An 18,121-nucleotide genomic window follows, 5' to 3' on the forward strand; every position below is an offset into this window, starting at 1 on the left:
GCGCCGCAGTGTTGCGGCGGGTACGCGATCTCCTTCAGTCTCCCGACGATTGTAAACGCACCGGACCGAACAACCCCGAGGGCATCAGATCGGTATCGGCCGTCAGCTTGCGGACGTTCGTGTGCGTCCGTCGTTCGTCGGGCGGTAGCGCGGCGTCGCCGATGATCCGGTTCGGCCAAAAGTTGACCACTTCGACGGTCAGCTCGTTTTCCCCGGGCTTCAATGCTTTGGTCACGTCGACTCGAAACGGCGGCGCCCACACGATGCCGCAGGGCCGGCCGTTCAGTTTGACTTCGGCCAGCTCACGAACGGCACCTAGGTCAAGGTACAGGCGGTGCTGCGAGGCGAGCACGTCGGCGTCCACGTGAAACGACTTGCGATAAACGGCCGTTCCGGAGTAGTAGCGGATCCCCCTCTCGGGACGCGACGTCCAGTCGACCAATTTGTCGAAGACGACCGTACCGGGACCGCCCCAGTTTCGGGCGAACGTGACCTGCCAGGGGCCTTCGATCGATTGCCGATCGACGATGCGCGGGCCGTTTTTGCCTGCCGCGGGCGGATGCTGCGTCGTCGGCTCTCGAAAGACCACGAACCACGAACCGCAGGGGGACAAGTCGAGTTCGACTTCGGTGTGTGTTTCGGTTTCGTGATAGGTTGCCGCAAACTTTCTTTCACCGGTGACCGGGTTCCACAGTTCGGGGGCTTTACCATGAACGCGGAAGGCACACCGCAATCGCTGGGGCTGTTTGCCGCGGTCGGCCACGAAGTAGATATCGGCGTCCGGCGTACGGCGATGAATGTAGTCGATGTCGGCTTCCTCGCTTGCTCCGGTATACATGAAGTCGGGGGGAACACCGAGGCTTGCGAGAACCTCGCGTGCCGAGACCGTGCGAACGCGGCCGGTGTCCCAAAGTTCCGCGGCTATCGATCGGATCTCCTCGTCGTCGTCTTGCAATCCTTCTCCCGCGACGGGACGCGGTCCGACGACGACGGCGCCGTCGCGGACCAGTTCCGCAACCTTTCGCAACGCGGCAAGCGAAATGCGATCGCGCGGAGGCAGCACCAGAACGCGATAGGACATTCCGTCGGGCAGCACGATCCGGCCTTCGCGGACCGATGTCCGTGTGAGGAGTGCTTCTTCAGTAATCACGTCGTAGTCGTAGCCGGGCAGGATTCCGGCCGGATCCGTTCGCTTGTGTTGCGCGAAGTTCGGCACGTGATCGCCGTAGTAGTAGAGGACGTCGGCGACGAAAAGGCCCTGTTGCAGCATGAATTGGCAGCGGTTGATGTAATCGAAGAACGGCTTCGATTTTTCCCACCAGGTGACGTTCGGGTTCAAATGCGTTCCGGCAAAATATTGGATGCCGGGCAAGCCGCATTCTCGCGGAGAGCACACGAAAGCGTGCCAGAAAAGCATGTTGAACCCTTCGCAACACGCCTTGTCGAACGAGGGTTTGAGATTGTCCCAAAGAGTTTCTTGCCAATGCGGGCCGATTGTCGTGAACCCTTCGGCCGCCACGCGAATGCGTCCGTAGGTGTGCGCCGCCGAAGCCGGTTGTTTTACGAAAAAGCGGTTCGCATCACCGATGCGGTGTCGCCACGACCACGCCCAGAATTCCGACATCGGAATGTCGTTGAAGCCCAAGCAGCGTTGGGCGTCGATGGGGACTGCATGGGGGCCGCCCGATTCGGGGTGAATCTGCAGGCCGTGCCGATGGGCCCCTTCACGAAACGGCCGGTAATGATGATCGATCGCCAACTCGCCGATCGTTTTCCGAAAATCGTGAAGGAAACGATTCGACGCCTCACGGTTCTCGACGATCTTCCCCGCCAAGACCGGCATCCAGGGCAGCATCGAGTAGCCGCGGCGTCTGCGGAACTCGTCGGGCAAAGTCGGCGTCCAATTCAACGGCTCGACTTCCCAACTGTCGGTGTGCAAGTAACGCAACGACTTTCCCGCGTAAGGACCAGCTTCGTCGATCAGCTTTGCGACGACCGCGTCCCAGTAACGGCGGAAAGCACCTTCATCGAGCACGTCGATGGCGAATCCTTCCCAACCCTCACTGCACGTCGAGACGTACGCGCGATCGCTGACGGTGTAACCGAATCGGAGCACGTTCCACGTACCTTGGGGGACGTCCCATCGCAATACCCCGTTTTCGTCGACCCGTTCGCTCAAATCGACGACTTGTTCGGCGAGCGTGTCTTCTTCGTCGGGGGCGGCGGATTCCATCTCGAACAGTAACGACGTGTCGGGTGCCGAAAAGTGCAACGGCTTGTAGCCCGCCTTTTCGGCCCAGTGCCGAATCGGAGGTCGCCGGTTCGACGGAAACACCCCGTCGGGACCGGCCATCCGCAGCTCGGCGATCTGGACGTTTCGGGGAGCCTCGGTCGAGCCTCGATCGAAGGCGCCCATGATGACCAGACGAACCCGTTTTGCCTCGTGCGGTGCGAAGGTGATCTGCGTTTCTCCCGCTTTTCGGCAGGTGAACTCGGTCACGACTTGCTCTCGGTCGTGGGCGTCGACGAGCTCCAAGCGGCAGGCGTGCGGGCCGTAGTTTTCACGCGGCAGAACGATCACCTGCCCGATGCGGACCGGTTCGGCAAAACGGAATTCGATCCATTGCGGTCGGTCCGGAGCCGGCCCGGTCGCCGGTGAAGTGCTGTCGGAAACCCAAAACGTGCTTTCCTTCCCGTCGAGAATCAGCGACGCCGGATGGGAAGGTTGCGCCGATGACGCAACAACGTCGAACGCTTTCTCAGCCTGTTCGCGTTCGCCCAAAGGGTACGCCACCACGAAAGCATCGCGGTAGAAGTCTTCGCGCAAAGCAGGTTGCGGCAGGGTGACTTCGATCGTGCGCGGACCTTCGACACGGAATTCACTCCAGGTAAGCTTCTTGGCGGCGTCTTCGGCCGAAACCATCGGGCCGCCCAGATTCCAACCGCTTTGGATGTTGAGGCTGATTTCCAGCCCCAGTCGATCGGCCTCTTGCAGCGTGTGGCGGTAAAGCGCGAGCCACTGGTCGGAGAGGAAATCGGGACCGTGCGGTGCCCGCTCGTTGCCGTCTTGGGCCGAACCGTCCGCATCGCACAGCAACGCGCCGGCAAAGCCTTTGGCTTTCATTTCTTCCAAGTCGCGGGTGATTGCCTCTTTGGTGACGTAGCCGTTCAGCCACCACCAATACGCGCGGAGGCGTGCTTCCGGAGGCGGGGCATTCCACCCATCGACCAACGGGTCGGAGGCGTCGATCCGCCCGCTGCCCGCACACAAAAAGACGACGACCGACAGAGTAACTAAGAATCGCAAGATCATGGTCAGCCCTTGAAGAAACGATACGAAAGACGGCGACGGTTCGAGGAATCGATTCGTCGGTTTGCAATCACGAAACAAAGGCGACGAACCCCAACGTGGGATTCGCCGCCTTATTGTAATTGAACGCCGAGGCATTTGTGCACGCTCCGACGTTCAACGAAACGGGAGGGTGTGCCGTAGTTACCGGTCGACGAACTCGAGCCCGTGTCGCCACCGCATTTCGGTGGCGCGCCAGTAGTCGTAGAGTTCGCTCGTCAGGGTGCGAACGACGTCTTCGTATTCGGGTTTGCCGCTTACATTCACCGATTCCATGGGATCGACCGTATGATCATACAGCTCGACGGCGATCGGCGGGCCGAATCGATCCCGCACGTCGACCCACAAAACGAGGCGATAACGGTCCGTCCGCAGGGCATAACCGGTGACGTACGTTTCGTACAATTCCCGGGAAAAGCGGGGGGATTCCTCGGCCAACCGCTGTTCGATGTCGCGAATCAGGGGGCCGAACCATGTTTCCCGCATCTCCGGTGAGAGGGGACACGCCGCCCATTCTCGCAGTGCAGGGCAGGGGAATTGGCTCAGTGTCCATCGTCGGGCGGGTGATTGTGGATTGTCGACACACTGCGCAAAACTCTGCCCGTCCAATTGGTCGGGAAGCGGCAAGCCCGCCATCTCGCACAACGTGGGGTAGATGTCTTCCAGTTCGACGAGGGAGTCGCACGCGGCACCGGTGCGGCCGCCCGGCGGAGACACGATCAGCGGCACCCGCGTCGCCACTTCGTAATTGGTGGCTTTCCCCCAAATTCCATAATCGCCCAAGTGCCAACCGTGATCGCCCCACAGCACGATGATCGTGTTTTCTCGCAAACCCGAGCGATCCAGTTCGTCGAGAAGTTTTCCGATTTGTGCGTCGATGTAGCTGACGCAGGCCAGATATCCGTGTTTCAGATGACGAGCCAACGGTTCGTCGATGGGGCCGTACTTGGGGACGCCTTCGCGCGTTCGCAATTCGAACGAGGCGTGCAGGCCCAACGAAGGTGCGTTTTGGGGGGGCTCTTGAATTGCGGCCAAGGGAAGCTTGGCGGGCTCGTACAAATCCCAGTAACGCTTGGGAGCCACAAAGGGCAAATGCGGCTTATGGAAACCCACACCGAAGAAAAACGGCCGGTCGCTTTTCGCAAGTTCGCGCAGCGTGAGAACGGCACATTCGGCGTTGTAGCCGTCGGGGTAACCGGCGTCGGGAATGTCGGCGTCTTCGGTGACGGGCTTCGAAACCAGGCCCGTGCTTTTGATCTCGGGGCCGTACTTGGCCACCATCTTTTCGGTGTTTTCCGAAATGATCTTCCAGCTTGAAGGCAGTTGGTAACCGCGAACCGGGCAGTCGGGCAACTGCGGCGCCCGTTTCGGTGTGCGGCTCCACGAATTTTCTTCGTCGACGAAATTGCCGTGAAACACCTTTCCGATGTACAGCGTCTCGTAGCCGTGCAGCCGAAAGTGTTGCGGCAGCGTGATTACATCGGGCGAAGTTTCGCGGAAGTACTGGTAATTTTGCAGCACGCCCAGCGAATCGGGACGCATGCCGTTCATCAGGCTCGCCCGCGACGGACCGCAAATCGCTTGCTGGCAATAGGCTCGGCGAAAGACGACCCCTTGTGCTGCCAGTCGATCGATGTTCGGCGAGTGGACGTAGTCTCGGCCGTAGCAGCCCAGTTCCGGCCGCAAGTCGTCGACGGCGATGAACAGGACGTTCGGCCGCTTCGAAGGCGCCTTTTCAACAGCGGCAACCTGCCGTGCGACGATTACCGAAAGAATGGCGACAATCAGGCCGACGCCGGCTCTCGTGCGTGAACGGGACATCATGCGGTTTCCTCGTGGAGTCCAAGGGGGGTAGCGATTGCCGCGTTCAGTCCTCGTGAAGCCCCGACTTGGAGAGTGACCGCTCGCGGCGATATTGCCATATTATAATACAAATGTGCGCGACGCAAGCAAACGCACGGCCGAGCGCCATTTTGCTGCGTTTTCAGCGGTGGATCGGGAAGCAGCCGCATCGTCGTACCGTTTCCGATGCGGCGCGTTGCGTTCAGGGGCGGTCGAATTCGTCGGCGCCGATGTCCGTCGGATCGTCGCGTTCCGCGCCGTCGAAGTCGTCGAGGACGTCCTCTCGTCTTCGGCAACGGTCGAAAGCCTGCGACGCGGCGGCGGTCAGATGCAGATCACCTTCGACGGGATTGCGAAACCAGTGCGGTACGTCGGCGATGAGGTTGTCGTGAATCTGCACGGGCGAGTCCGACTCGACGACGATTCGCGGCCCGCAAAACAGGTTGCCCGCGACCTCGAGGCCGTCGTTTGCGTGCACGATGCGCAGTAGTCGCCCGTTCTTGCTATCGGGATCGAAGACCGCGTTGTGCAAGATTCGGCAGTCGCGGGTATGGTCGGCCAAGATGTTCGATTCGGAACATCGGACGACGAAGTTGTTGCGCACGATGCAGCCGTTCGCGTGACGCCGCTCGCCGCGTGCGCTCGAATTTCCCAGGCAGATGCCCGAGTCGCAATCGATCGCGAGATTGCCTTCGACCAGGCAATCCTGGGCGTTGTGCCACAAGAAGACGGCGCCGCGACCTTCGCCGCTTGCACCGCGGATGCCGCGGAAGACGTTGTGCCGGATCATCCAGCCGCGCGCGTTCATCGCATCGATGCCGCCCACGTAGTTGAACCGAAACTGCTCGGGGTGTTCGTCTTCGTACGGCTCGTCGCCGGGGCGTTTCGGTCTGTCGTTGACGAACAGGCAGTACTCGATCGTGCAGTTCTCGACGAAATCGGGTTTGCCGTCGCGGTCGGGAACGCCCGGCCCTTTCACATGCCGTTGCCACACGTTGTGTGAAATCACGTTGTGGATCAGCACGTGATCGACATCGAGATTCGAATTGATCTTGATCCCGTTTTGGCGGACGTTTTCGATCGTCAGGTCGGCCAGCACCACGTCGCGGCAATTCGTGAACGTAACCCCCTCGTGATGACTGCTCGCCGAGAAATCGAGGATCACGTCTTGGCGGTTGCCGGTTTCGCCCCGCAGTTGCAGGCCGTCGGTACGGACCTGAAGACTTCGCGGCAACAGGTAACGCCCGGGAGCGAGCAAGATGGTCGTTTCGGGGGTTGCCTCTTGAACGGCCTTCATCAGTTCGGCGGCGTGCTGCACGTGGACGACTCGCCCCCAGGGTGCGGGAAGCGCCGGTGCCTTCGGAAACCAGTCGGGTACGCGAAAGGGATCGTTTTCGACCGGCGCGGCGGCTTCTTCGGGAACTGTATTGCGGGAAAAGGGATCGGGGCCCAAGATCGCCTCGATGCGGGGATCGGGCGCCTTCCCGTCGAACACCGTGCGAATCACCTCGGCGCAGGCGAGTAGGGCCAGGTAGTTGCGCAACACGAATCCGCTGTGGCGTTGTCCTTCGGCGGTGTAGTCGTTGCGCCATGCCTGCGGGTTACTGGGGTGGACGCCGTCTTTGCAGATCAAGGTGGGCACTTCGTAAGTGTCGAAAGCGGCAAATTGAGGCAACGTGCCGTCCCAATCGTCGGGCCGGCGATGAATGACATGCGCATAGAAGTCGATCAAGGGTAGGTGGAATTCCTCGGCCAGCTTTCGCTGACGTTCAACCGCGAGGCGGACGGCGTCGTCGTGTCCGTGCATCGGCGGAATAGTGCTCAAGATGACGACCACGCCCCGATCGAGACAACGCCGGGTCAGCGTGCGCAGGTTCGCTTCGTGTTGCTCGACCGAACCGCGTCGGACGTCGTTGGTGCCGAACATGACGATCGCCAATTCGGGTTTGTGTCGTTCGAGCCATTCGTCGATGTGTTGAACCGCCCAAGCGGCTGTTTGGCCGCTCGCATTGCCGTATTCGCCGCCTTTCCAGCGGTAACACTCCTTGCGAATGTAGTTTTGCAGCACGGGCAGGGCATCGGCGGCTTCGGGAGGCAGCTTCGCCGTGGCGGCGTATTCCAAAGGAGCAAAGAACGCCATCGAGTCGGTGATCGAGTCGCCGATCTGGAGGATGACACCCGGGCGGCCTTCGCATCGGGCGTGGACCGCCCGCATCGCCTCGATCCAGTCGGCCGGAACGGACTGCTGCGATTGTCCCGAACACGGAACCGGGAGGAAAAGAACTCCGGCAAGTAAGCCTGCGATCGACAACCAGCGAGACGGCGAAATTCGAGAAACCATCGGCGTACCTCGGCAACCGGCTGGGAACTTACGAAACACGTCGCACCAAAATCGTTCGGCACGAGCCGTTATAGTCGGCGCGCACGCCGATCACAAGAAAAGAACGTGTGCCGCAAAGGCGGTGTTCGTCGGCAGGAGTACCGCGCGGTCGGTGGTCACATCGGCTTACCGTCGAGATAGATCGTGAATCCGCCGAAGGCAACCGTGAGGGCGACGTGATGCCGTTTCTTCGGCGTGAGCACGTCGGCGACGACTCTGCCGTTGTGTCCGATGATTGCCCGCAAGCTGTTGCCCGGCCAGGTATCGAACAAGAATCCGTCGGCGCCGCCGGGAGTCACCTTGTCGGCAATGCGTCCCGACTCCTTCTCACCGGGTTCAATGATCGCTTCGATCGTGAAGGGCTTGTGGAAGACCTCGTTGCGAATATCGAGAACCGCGCCGACTTTCGGCGCCACGTCCGAGGCGACAAGGCCCGAGATGCGCGGTTGTGCGTCGGCCGGCGATTCGGCCAATTGCCGAATCTCGTCGGCGGTCAGCAAACGCCCGAAGACGGACAGTCGCAAGATCTTGCCCGAAAACCGACTGCCGCCGGAGGCGTCCATGCCGATATGGAACGGATGCGCGTTGTCGGGAACCAGCGGCTGCTTCGGCTCGACCTGCGGTTCGTGTACGACGACGTCCTTACGACGTTCGGGCGGCGTGATCGACCAACGGACGAGCTTCCCGTTCTCGACGGTACCCTCGACGACCGTATTGCCTTCGGCGTGCAGCTTGAAATCGACATCCCATTGAGCCGGCCACGCCGGGAGCAAATGAATTTTTCCCGCATGTTCCTGGACGAGCATTTTTTCCAGCGCGACGGACCCCGAACCGAAGTGATCGAAATCGGGACACGAGTCGGGCCCCTCGCGGCCGTACAGCGGAAATCGGCACAGCGGCGAGGCCGTTCGGAAACGACGCACCAGCCCGGCGGCGGCTTCGTGCGCGTCGCCCGCACAGGCCCAGTGGATTTGGTCTTGCGTCCAACACGCGTTTCGGAAGCCGTCTTTGACCGTGCGAACCGTCATCGTTCGTGCAACGATGTCGGCGTTGCCCTGAGCGACGCCGAACAGCCGGAAAGGAAACGCCGGATACAGCTCGCCGTTTTCATGGTTGTGTTGCAGCTCCCACGAAGCGGCCGGTGCCAACGCCGGTTTCCCGTCGACTTGTTGCATGGGGACATCCGGCAGTTGCTCTCGAAGATGCATCCAGCGACGGCGATCGGCATCGGTGCCGACTCCCAAGGCGAGCAGCCGTTCGGTGCAATAATGCAACCCGGCGACATCCGGTGCGGGATTCACTGCGATCCACCACGTTTCGAGGACTTGGGCCGGATCGAGTCGCAGCCGTCCGTCGGGCTCGCGAGGGTAATGCGCTTCGTAGAATCGCAAGATTTCGCGGGCGAACGGCACGAGGACCGTATCGCGAAACGCCTCGTCGCCGGTGTGTGCGTAATAGTCGATCATCATGGCCGTCGTTTCGAGGCCCGAGGTGAAATAGTAGCTGTGGTAGTAGCCGCTGCCGTCGTTTTCTCCCGGCGGCGTTTTTCGCGGTTTGGCCTCCGATTGGTCGCCGCCGCGCTTGCCGCAATCCCGTTCGCCGCCGGTCGGCTCGATGTTTTCGCGGTAGTAGGCGCCCTCGTGGCCGAACCATGCTTTCGTGATCGCCTTGCGGATCGGCAACAGGCGGAAGTAGTACCGGAAAAACGGTTGCATCAAGTCGAAATCACCCGAGGCCAAGAGCGGCCAATAAAGAAGACGTTGATTCTGGAACGTAAAACGCCTTCCCCACAACCGGGCATCTTCGTGGCTGAGCCACGTGCCGTCGGGTTGCTGCACAGCGGGGATACGCGGTCGGCTCGCATAACGCAAGGGTTGCGTGAAGAGACCGCCGTTGAACTTCGTTTGCACGGATCCGCGACTTTGACAGGCCATCAGGTACCGGAAGACGTTGAATGCCTGCGATGCCAGCGCGGCGCCGTCGGGCTCGGTGCGATATGACGTGTATCCTTCGCCGTCGAATTTTTCCCGCAGCTCCCGCGGCAGCGTGTTGTCGCTCGCCATGATCCACGATCGACCCCAGAACGTTTCCCAGAAGCGGCAGTGCGATTTCCAATCGGCGGCGGTGTCGATCGGTCGCTTCGCTTGGGCCTCGATCGCGGCGATCCAGTCTTCGGCACGTGGCGCTTTCTTCGTCAGGGCGTGAATTCGAATATCGAAATCGGTGCCTTCGCCGTGCAACGCGTCGTTTTCGAGCGTCAGGTTCGGGCTTTCCAACAGATTGCCGAACGTGTTGAAACGGTAGGGATCGGGGACGACTTCGGCCATCTGCGGAACGTCGTAAAAGGCAAGTTCGGTCGGGTACACGCTTCGATCGCCGACCGCGTAGTACCACACGATGTGCCCGTCACGCTGCACGCAAACGTCTTGCGTGGGCGGATCGATCGGTTCCGAGGTGACGTTATACAGGCAACTGTCGAAGCGTTGCCAGAACTCGGGTTGTGCCCGCACGCGAAGCGGTTGCGGAGAATGAATTTCAACGTGGTAAACGGGCTTGTTCGCATCGGCCCACACGCGAAAGGTCACGCCGTCGGCTTCGATGCGAATCGAACCGGTCGGCAAATCGAGCGTTTGGATGAACGGTTTGCCTTTTTGGAAAGGGTTCGGTTCGAGGTCGATTCGGACACGTCCCGTTTTGAACAGGTCGCCGTTGTACGTGTAAGCGTCATTCTTGGAGAGGAGCAGGTACAGCGAACCGTCTTCGAGGGCATAGACGCCCGCTGCAATGTCGCCGTTGCCGATCGGCATCTGGCCCGAAGGATCGGTCGAGGGGGAATGCCATATCACGTTGTACCGGGCGACGGCGGATGAACTCGACTGCGGGCCGTTCGCCGACGAGACAACCGGCACGAGGCACAACACGAACGTCGAGATTGCAAGAAGGTAACGCATGGAAAGACGCTCCGTGGAATCGTCGGTGTGGGGAAGACGGCGAGCCGCTGAGGCGGGAACAGAAGACGGATCGTTCGCTGCGATTGTACTTCGCACCTTTACAACGGCAAACGTGAAGCCGCGGAGCCGACCCGTTTGCGTCGAAATCGAAAACCGCTAGCGGCTTTTTCCGCGTGACTGCCGAATCGCGTCGGCAACAAGGAAGGCAAACGCCGCTGATCGACCGGAAACGGCCGATCGACGTTCAACCGCGGCGCGATGCCAGCAGGTTTTTGAGAATCGGTTGTTGCGACCAGATATGTTCGGCCAGCACGTGCCGCGCTTCGTCCCATTGCTTGGCGATCAGTGCCCGCAAAATCGCCCGGTGTTGGCCCGCCACCATCGTGACCACGTCGGTTTCCGGGGCTGCGTAATCAAACACGGCCGTGTAGTAGGTCGCCGTGTACTGACGGAAAAAGTTGCGAATGTAGCGATTTTGCGATTTTTCGATCAGGTAGGCGTGCAGCCGGTTGTCGAGCGGTTGCGGTTCGCCGGGCGGTACCTCGCGGTTGCCTTCGAGCATCTCTTGAAGATCGGCCTCGATCAGGTGGGGACGGGCCAGGTCGAGCGCCTTCAATTCGAGCGATTCGCGGATTTCGAGGTACGCCCGAATGTCGTCCTCCTGCAACGGATGGACGACCCAACCTCGCCGCGGCATGTGCTCGATCAGTTGCGCCCCGGCAAGTCGGTTGAGTGTCTGCCGGATGACCGACCGGCCTGCCGAGTATTTGGCAGCCAGGGCTTCTTCACGCAGATACACCGGGTGCTGCTGGAGGCTGGCGAGCATGACCTCTTTGACCAGCACGCGGTCCCAGTCGGCCGAGGTCCGCGGGGGGGCCAACTCGGTGATCTCGGCAGCGTCGGCCGGTGGTTTGCCGGGCCGACACGTAAGCCGCCCGTTTGGTTGCTTGACGAGCAACCCTTCCTCAATCAGGTCGCACACCGCCGTGCGCACCGGAGTGACGCTGACGCCGTAATGGGCGGCCAGAGCGGGCAAAGTAAGCTTGCATGGAGGACCGTTTTCCGAGACGATACAGCGCCGGAGGTCTTCCCGAATGTAATCCGACAGACTCGAGGCATTCCCCGCTTGCGGCATGAAAAAACCTCCCTCCGGTTCCGGAACGCGGCCGCCGGGCACGTTCCCAACCCGTTACCGTTTCGTGAAAAGATGAGACATCCTCTGTATGTCACAATATTAGCATTGTCGACAATAGACAAGGCGCACGGCGGTCGGACACCGAAAAAAAGAGATGCACCGGTGCCGCTTTGAGGTCGCTGTGGAGCAGAAACCTTAACGCCTATCGTATCACGGGCATGCAGGTTTTCGGAAGGGGGATCGCTACATCTGGGGGGACAGGTCTGAGTTGTCTTGGGGGAGTTGTTTTCCCCGCATCGACCGAAGATGATGGCAGCGTGAAAAGATCGGCCCTCCGGAAGCGAAAAGCGCCGACGAGTCGGACGTTTATTCCCGCAAAGGGAGGAAATCGTCGATGAAAGTCGTTTGTCCCCGTTGTCATCAAACGGTCCCCTCGGAGGACGTGAGCCTCGACACCGGCTGGGCTCGTTGTCGTCCCTGTGACGAGGTGTTCGTCGTTCCCGAGTTGGCCTCCGTGGCGGCTGCGCACGCAAAGCCGGAATACGGCGACGAGGGGGACGAGGCCAAGACGCCGCCCGAGCGACCCTACGATGCGAGAATTCAGATTCAGCAGGACAACGAAAAACTCTTGTTGCGCGTGCCGGCGACCGGGGTATTCGGGCCGCAGATCGGCATCTTTTTGTTCTCGTTGTTCTGGCTGGGGTTTGTCACCTTTTGGACGTTGGGGGCCTTGGGAATCTTTTTCGGCGACGGCCTGAAACCCGAAAACATCGCATTTGCCTGTTTTTCAATTCCGTTTTGGCTGGTCGGGTTCGGTATGCTCGGCGGGGCGATCGTCGTTTCGTTCTTGAAGCGAGACATCTATTTCGATCCGGCGGTCGTCGTGATTCGAACGAGTGTGTTGCTTTTCCGCAGGACCAAGCGTGTTCCCCGCGAAAAGGTCCAAAAGGTGCGTCGCGTGTCGATGGCGCAGATGGTTCAGCAGGCTCACCGGAATGCCGCCCAGGCGATGAATGTGTTCACTCCCAATCTCGAGCTGGTGTACGAGGGCGGCACGGTCCGGATTCCGTGTCGAAACGAAGACGAACGCCGCTGGATCGAGGCGACGGTCAACGACTACTTGAAGAAGTACCCGGCCGATCCGCGATATTTCAGCGACGATACCTTCGGCGTGCCGAGGCGTGACGATGAATTCGCCCCGCGACGTGAACGAGACGATCCTCGAAGCTGGCGGCGGGATGATTTTTGACGTGCGACGTTCCTCTTGAAATTGCGCGGCGTGTTCGGGGGCCGCGTGGGCGCAAAGAAAAACTCGGACGCGAATCGTCCGAGTGAGAATTTCGAAAGGACTTCTCTTTCGTCGGGAAGCCGATCAGGTTGTCCGGACCGGTGACGGCGTTCCCGATCGCCAAAACGGGGGAGCGATCACGTCCGGTTGTGCTTGGACGGTTACGCCGCCTTTGGGATAGGGCGGACTGCCGTAATCGGCCGTTTCCAGGTACAGGAACACGCAGCCGATGATGATTGCGAACAAGGCGATTGCAAGCAATACGGCGTAAATGTCGGCCGCCCCTCTGCGGGTTCGCTTAGTTGAGTTTGCTCGCAACGCGATCTCCTTCTTCCATCTGACCACGGCTGAATTCCGGCAACACCTGGCACACGGCACGGTCGGCGGTCGTGCGGATGACTTCGACCCGTCCGAGATACTTGCTTTGGCCGTTTGCCATGCGGTACACCTCGAGGCGATGGCCCTTGATGAGGCCGTCGTCGGCACCGATCGAGATTTCGATCAGGCCGTTGCCGGGCGTGGCGACGACGACGCCGTCCACTCGCGGGGCAACCTCGTTGTACAGTTCAGGCTCGGGCTTCAGGTCGAACTTTTCGAGGACCGCCTTGGCCTTCGCGAAATCGGCTGCCAAGGTCGCCGATTTCTCTTTCAACAGACGCAGCTCGTTGGCCGTTTGATGCAATTCGTCGGTACGAACGACCAACGTATTGAACGCTTGAGCCTGGGCTTGCTGGGCCGCCTGAAGCTTGTTTCGCAGGTCGGTAACCTCGGCCGTTCGAGCGGCCAGCGTGTCGTGGGCTTGTTTCATGGCCGCGACGGCGTCGCGCTCTTGCTGAGTCAGCGTGGCCAATTCGGCCGTGCGCTGGTCGAGTTCGCGCTTCAGTTCGTCGCGTTCGGTTTGCAGCTTGGCGAGTTGTTGCCGCATGCTGTCGCCTTCGGCCTGAAGACGCTTCGTCAGCTTGTCGAGCTGCGCTTGCAGCTCTTGGACTTCCTTGCGGGCGTCCTGGAGCTGGTACTTCAGGCCCAACGGCTTGTCGGGAGAGACGTTGCCTGGTGCATTCTCGACGACGTCGCGCCAGTTCGTGTGCGCGGAATAGACCGCGACGGCAAACGACATGAACACCAAGCTCATCACGAAGATGAGAACGACAAAAATCTTGCCGATCAGGTTCATAGGATGGACCTTTTCCTGCGACTAGAAATCAACAGTCGACTTGAGTCGAAGACGATTCCGGCGAAGCTCCTCCGCCGGCGTTTCGGTCGACAAGTCGAACTGAGCGTCCGAAAAGACTCATCGGCCGAGAGCCGCCGCCCGAAAAAGCGGCAAACTCCCGAAGGTCATGGGCTTAGTATAATCTCTCCCAAATTGCCCTGTCAAACAGAAACACCATCTGCTGGAGAGGTTAGGAAGGCTAGGAAAACCTCCTCGCGTCGTGTTTCTCCGACTGGATCGTTCACACCGAACGTGTCGATTTTGACGCGCTCGGGCAGCCGGGGTCGCGCTCGCGCCACCATAGCGATTATCCCGCTATCAGGGGGCGTGGTTTCTCTTGTGGCGGGAAACCATGCCGAAGATTCCAATCCCGATTGCCATCGCGACGCAAAGCGCGGATTCTACCCACCCAAATGTAGCATACAGCGAATGGGATGTGTTTCGGCGGACGGTTGCTTGGATCACTTTTGGGGCCCGTCGGGGGCCCTCGGCCATGATGCGACCGGAAGGGGTCAGGGCGGCCGAAATGCCCGTATTGGCCGCGATCAAGAACGGTTTGCGAGTTTCGATGGCGCGGAAGACCCCGCATGCCAGATGAAGATCGAGTTCGCTCGAACCGAAGAACCAGCCGTCGTTGGTCAAATTCACCAGAACATCGGGGTCGCGATTCTTTCCGCGAAGTTCGGCCAGTTGGTCTCGAATGACCCTCGACAAGACGCTTTCGTAACAGATGTTCGGGGCGACCCGCAGCGGTGGCGATTCTTCATCGACGTCAGCCGGCGGCGGGAGCTCGAACGCCCTGGCGTGGGTGCCGGGCGTCGTGCTGGTGCTCAGCGGGCTGAAGTCCTGCAACCAGGGGAGGTGTTTGACCAGCGGAATGTATTCCCCGAACAATACGAGGTGGCGCTTGTCGTAGCGGCCGACGTAAGTCGCCGTGCCGTCCGGGTTGCGGCGAACGAAGGCCGCCGAGTTGAAAAACCGCATCCGACCGCCGTCGACATATACCGTCTCCAGTCCTAACAAAAGAGACGTCTCGGCCTGGTCGGCAAACTGCGTGAGGTCGCGTAGACTGCTGCGTTTGAGACCTCGGATGCGATCGGGAAACGATTCCGCGGGCTCGTTCCATTCCTGGGGCGGTGTCAGATCGTCGCCGTAGTCGTACAAGAAGTTGCCGTAGACCGTTTCGGGCCAAATGACCAGATCGGGCTGCGGCGAATGCGCGACGGCTTCGGCGGTCAGGTTCATATACTCGCGATGAATTTCCAGGCGTCGCCCGGGCGGCGGATCCAGCACGATATCGGCCGAACCTTGAATCAACGCGATGTGATACGTCGGGCCGGTGTCGGCCGATTCGACCGAGTTCATACGCGCCAAGCCGTAAGCTGCAAGAAGGGCGAACCCGGCGGACGTAGCGGCTAATGCGACGATCCGGCGTCGTCGCGATTCGCCCGGTCGCAGTGCCAGCGCCGACCCGGCGGCCAAGGCGACGATCACGCCTCCCAAGCCCTGTTCGCCGATCAAATCGGCCGTTTGGATCCACAACGGTTGCCGATAGAGGGCATGGGGCAAAGCTCCCATGCTGAATCCTGTCAGCAGATAGGCCCGGGCCACATCCAATGCCGTCCAAAGCACACCTGCGGCCGCCGGTACGGGAATTTGTGTGCGATCGACGACGACCCGCAACAGGGCGACGAACACCGGCAGGTAACAGGCGAGGTACGCCGAAAGCAGCACGCCGCCGAGTGCCGTGGCCCAGTGTGGAAACCGAAGCCAATGCAGCGTCGCCAGCCAAAACACGAACGATGCGGACCAAATCCCGATGTATTCGCGCCGCTTCGGCGCACGGCGCAAGGCAAGGACGATCCACGGAACGGGAGCCGCCCAAACCAGGTGCGCGAGATTCAACGGCGGCAAGGCCGCCCAATACAACAAACAACCGCCGGCGGCAAGCAAGATCGACGGAACCCGATTCCGCTGCGGCGCAACGTCGATTTCGACGCGGCGGGCGGCGGAGCCCGAGGGGGCGGCGGATTCGCGAGGCTTCGCAGGCGACGTCATCCGGTTGCGGCGGCGGGGGCCGATTGTTTGAGGAACTGTTCGAGGAGTTGATGTCCCACGTGCGTCAAGAAGCTTTCGGGATGGAACTGGAGCCCGAACAGCGGAAAGCGTTTGTGCCGAATGCCCATGATTTCCCGCTCGCCGTCCGGTGTCTCACTCCAGGCGTTGACGACGAAGTCTTCCGGCAGCGTGTCGGGCTGGACGATCAACGAATGATACCGCGTGGCCTGGAACGGGTTCTCGACGCCCTCGAAGAGGACTCGGCCGTCGTGATGGATCATGTCGGTCTTGCCGTGCATCAAACGCGACGCGCGCACGATCTTGGCGCCGAAGGCCTGTGCGATCGACTGGTGCCCGAGACACACGCCCAAAACGGGAATTTTTCCCGCAAAGCGGCGGGCGCATTCCATCGAGATGCCGGCATCGTCCGGCGTACACGGGCCCGGCGAAATGATCAAGTGCGTCGGCTGCTTGGCCTCGATCTCGTCGACGGAGATTTTGTCGTTGCGATGGACCTCGATTTCCAGCGCCGGATCGATCTCACCCAGACGTTGAACGAGGTTGTACGTGAACGAATCGTAGTTGTCGACGACCAGAATCATGGATCCATCGTACCCGATCGTGAAGGAAAATGAACGCCGTGCGGGCGGCAGCGGAGAGGGGCAAAGCCTACCTCGAATGCGAGGGGGTGCCATGCCGCCTAAAACCGCTAGTTTACATCCCACCTGTCGTGGCGAATAGACGGAAGCCCGGCAATGTCCAGCGGCCAGCCTGCGAAACCCGCGCTCACCGCGGTGCCGGGGTGATCGTGGCGGTCGTCTTCTTCCGTGGACGCAGCGAGATGAAACGCTCCTCGGGAAGGACGATCTCTTGAATGCGGAGTCCGAACTTGTCGCCGACCTTGACGGCTTCACCGCGGGCGATCGTGCGATTGCCGACTTGGAGATCCAACGGTTCTTCGCACGACTTCGAGAATTGCAAGATGGCTCCCGGGGCAAGTTGTAGGATCTGGGAGAGCGGTTGGCGAACCTCTGCCAGCGTTACCATGACGGGCACTTTCACCCGCAGCAGGCTTTGTGTGAACAACGGCAATTCGCGAACGGAGCCGATGCGACGTTGTCGGCCGCCGGTCGCTGGGGCGGGTTGCGGTTTCGGCGGTGCAGGCGACGGGCTTGTCGGGGCTGCGGCGGGAGCGGGTTTCGGGGACGCGCCCCAAAGGTTGCTCGGGGTGTTGGCGGGGACGAGGACGTACAGCGTGGTTTCTTTTCCGCCGGTTTGAACGACCAACGGCACCAGCCCGGCACCGTCGACGACCCCGGCCTTTTGGATCGCCGCGCGAAGGTCCTCGACGTAGACCGACTTGAAATCGGTCGCCATCAAGTCCGGGGGGAGAACCAGCAGGCCGAGTTCCTGGCCCAGGGTAGCCAACTTCGATTCGCCGGTCGGGTCTGGATGAGCCGCCCACTCCGGCAGAATACCGGAGGCTTGGGGGATGACGACCAAAGCGGCTGTGTCGCCGACCAGCAAGGCTACCACCAGAGCGGTACCCGCGAAGGCCTCCGCGTTGTCGGGCGAATACACCCCGGGTTCACCCGGGACGACCGAGGAGCACTCGGCATCCAACGCCCGACTCAAAGCACCGGCGATTTCTTCGGCACCTTCCGTGCACGCTTCGACGATCTTGGCAGCGGTATCGGCGGAAAGGCTCATCCTGGCTTGCCGTCATTGCTTAGGAAACACGGATATCGCGCAACGTCCGACTTCGTCATTCTCCCTTATCGGCCCCGGAGATCGGCAAACTTTATGTAATCCGAAATATTTGCGCAATCGTCTAACGCGCTGAGTTGGTGGTTTAGGTGGAGTGGGGTACGCAGAAAAAATGGGCGCCGTGCGCGACGCCCGTGG

The 18,121-nt window shown here is 60.8% G+C and carries 11 protein-coding genes; 1 reads left to right on the forward strand and 10 read right to left on the reverse strand.

Annotation, left to right across the window (positions count from 1 at the left end; translation table 11 throughout):
• Window positions 1-34: 34 nt before the first annotated feature.
• The 5 genes from ACYQ2I_RS04990 to ACYQ2I_RS05010 form a co-directional block, all read right to left on the reverse strand.
• Window positions 35-3,313, reverse strand: coding sequence for a glycosyl hydrolase (locus tag ACYQ2I_RS04990; RefSeq protein ID WP_460165896.1), 3,279 nt, complete (start codon window positions 3,311-3,313; stop codon window positions 35-37).
• A 180-nt stretch (window positions 3,314-3,493) separates the two neighbouring features.
• Complete coding sequence (locus ACYQ2I_RS04995; RefSeq protein ID WP_460165897.1) at window positions 3,494-5,173, reverse strand: sulfatase; 1,680 nt, start codon at window positions 5,171-5,173, stop codon at window positions 3,494-3,496.
• Between the two features lie 220 nt (window positions 5,174-5,393).
• The gene (locus ACYQ2I_RS05000; protein ID WP_460165898.1) at window positions 5,394-7,532 is read right to left on the reverse strand and encodes a GDSL-type esterase/lipase family protein; all 2,139 of its coding nucleotides are present in this window, start codon (window positions 7,530-7,532) and stop codon (window positions 5,394-5,396) included.
• 155 nt (window positions 7,533-7,687) lie between these two features.
• Window positions 7,688-10,522: a DUF5703 domain-containing protein gene (locus tag ACYQ2I_RS05005; RefSeq protein ID WP_460165899.1), complete on the reverse strand. Its 2,835-nt coding sequence runs from the start codon at window positions 10,520-10,522 to the stop codon at window positions 7,688-7,690.
• Window positions 10,523-10,766: 244 nt separating this feature from the next.
• Entirely contained in the window at window positions 10,767-11,657 is an 891-nt protein-coding gene (locus tag ACYQ2I_RS05010) for a GntR family transcriptional regulator (RefSeq protein WP_460165900.1), read from the reverse strand.
• A gap of 394 nt (window positions 11,658-12,051) precedes the next feature.
• Between ACYQ2I_RS05010 and ACYQ2I_RS05015 the strand changes: the two genes are divergently transcribed.
• Window positions 12,052-12,906 (forward strand): zinc ribbon domain-containing protein, encoded by an 855-nt coding sequence (locus tag ACYQ2I_RS05015; protein WP_460165901.1) that lies wholly within the window; start codon window positions 12,052-12,054, stop codon window positions 12,904-12,906.
• 123 nt (window positions 12,907-13,029) lie between these two features.
• Here ACYQ2I_RS05015 and ACYQ2I_RS05020 read toward each other — a convergent pair whose 3' ends face one another.
• The 5 genes from ACYQ2I_RS05020 to ACYQ2I_RS05040 all read right to left on the reverse strand — a co-directional run bounded on the left by ACYQ2I_RS05020 (window position 13,030) and on the right by ACYQ2I_RS05040 (window position 17,926).
• The gene (locus ACYQ2I_RS05020) at window positions 13,030-13,263 is read right to left on the reverse strand and encodes a hypothetical protein (RefSeq protein WP_460165902.1); all 234 of its coding nucleotides are present in this window, start codon (window positions 13,261-13,263) and stop codon (window positions 13,030-13,032) included.
• Window positions 13,244-14,119 (reverse strand): hypothetical protein, encoded by an 876-nt coding sequence (locus tag ACYQ2I_RS05025; RefSeq protein WP_460165903.1) that lies wholly within the window; start codon window positions 14,117-14,119, stop codon window positions 13,244-13,246. Before ACYQ2I_RS05025 ends, ACYQ2I_RS05020 begins: the two co-directional genes overlap by 20 nt.
• Window positions 14,120-14,476: 357 nt before the next feature.
• Window positions 14,477-16,216 (reverse strand): apolipoprotein N-acyltransferase, encoded by a 1,740-nt coding sequence (lnt, locus tag ACYQ2I_RS05030; RefSeq protein WP_460165904.1) that lies wholly within the window; start codon window positions 16,214-16,216, stop codon window positions 14,477-14,479.
• Window positions 16,213-16,818, reverse strand: a complete 606-nt coding sequence (locus ACYQ2I_RS05035; protein ID WP_460165905.1) for an anthranilate synthase component II — start codon at window positions 16,816-16,818, stop codon at window positions 16,213-16,215. The genes lnt and ACYQ2I_RS05035 overlap by 4 nt, the downstream gene beginning before the upstream one ends.
• A gap of 184 nt (window positions 16,819-17,002) precedes the next feature.
• Entirely contained in the window at window positions 17,003-17,926 is a 924-nt protein-coding gene (locus ACYQ2I_RS05040; protein ID WP_460165906.1) for a FliM/FliN family flagellar motor switch protein, read from the reverse strand.
• Window positions 17,927-18,121 lie beyond the last annotated feature (195 nt).

It is taken from the genome of Thermostilla marina (assembly GCF_054657455.1).

Excerpts from the sequence above, each read along its gene's own strand:
- ACYQ2I_RS05015 (WP_460165901.1), top strand. The coding sequence starts at position 12,052 with ATGAAAGTCGTTTGTCCCCGTTGTCATCAAACGGTCCCCTCGGAGGAC.
- ACYQ2I_RS05040 (WP_460165906.1), bottom strand. The coding sequence starts at position 17,926 with ATGAGCCTTTCCGCCGATACCGCTGCCAAGATCGTCGAAGCGTGCACG.
- ACYQ2I_RS04995 (WP_460165897.1), bottom strand. The coding sequence starts at position 5,173 with ATGATGTCCCGTTCACGCACGAGAGCCGGCGTCGGCCTGATTGTCGCC.
- ACYQ2I_RS05035 (WP_460165905.1), bottom strand. The coding sequence starts at position 16,818 with ATGATTCTGGTCGTCGACAACTACGATTCGTTCACGTACAACCTCGTT.
- ACYQ2I_RS05000 (WP_460165898.1), bottom strand. The coding sequence starts at position 7,532 with ATGGTTTCTCGAATTTCGCCGTCTCGCTGGTTGTCGATCGCAGGCTTA.
- lnt (WP_460165904.1), bottom strand. The coding sequence starts at position 16,216 with ATGACGTCGCCTGCGAAGCCTCGCGAATCCGCCGCCCCCTCGGGCTCC.
- ACYQ2I_RS05005 (WP_460165899.1), bottom strand. The coding sequence starts at position 10,522 with ATGCGTTACCTTCTTGCAATCTCGACGTTCGTGTTGTGCCTCGTGCCG.
- ACYQ2I_RS05010 (WP_460165900.1), bottom strand. The coding sequence starts at position 11,657 with ATGCCGCAAGCGGGGAATGCCTCGAGTCTGTCGGATTACATTCGGGAA.
- ACYQ2I_RS05025 (WP_460165903.1), bottom strand. The coding sequence starts at position 14,119 with ATGAACCTGATCGGCAAGATTTTTGTCGTTCTCATCTTCGTGATGAGC.
- ACYQ2I_RS04990 (WP_460165896.1), bottom strand. The coding sequence starts at position 3,313 with ATGATCTTGCGATTCTTAGTTACTCTGTCGGTCGTCGTCTTTTTGTGT.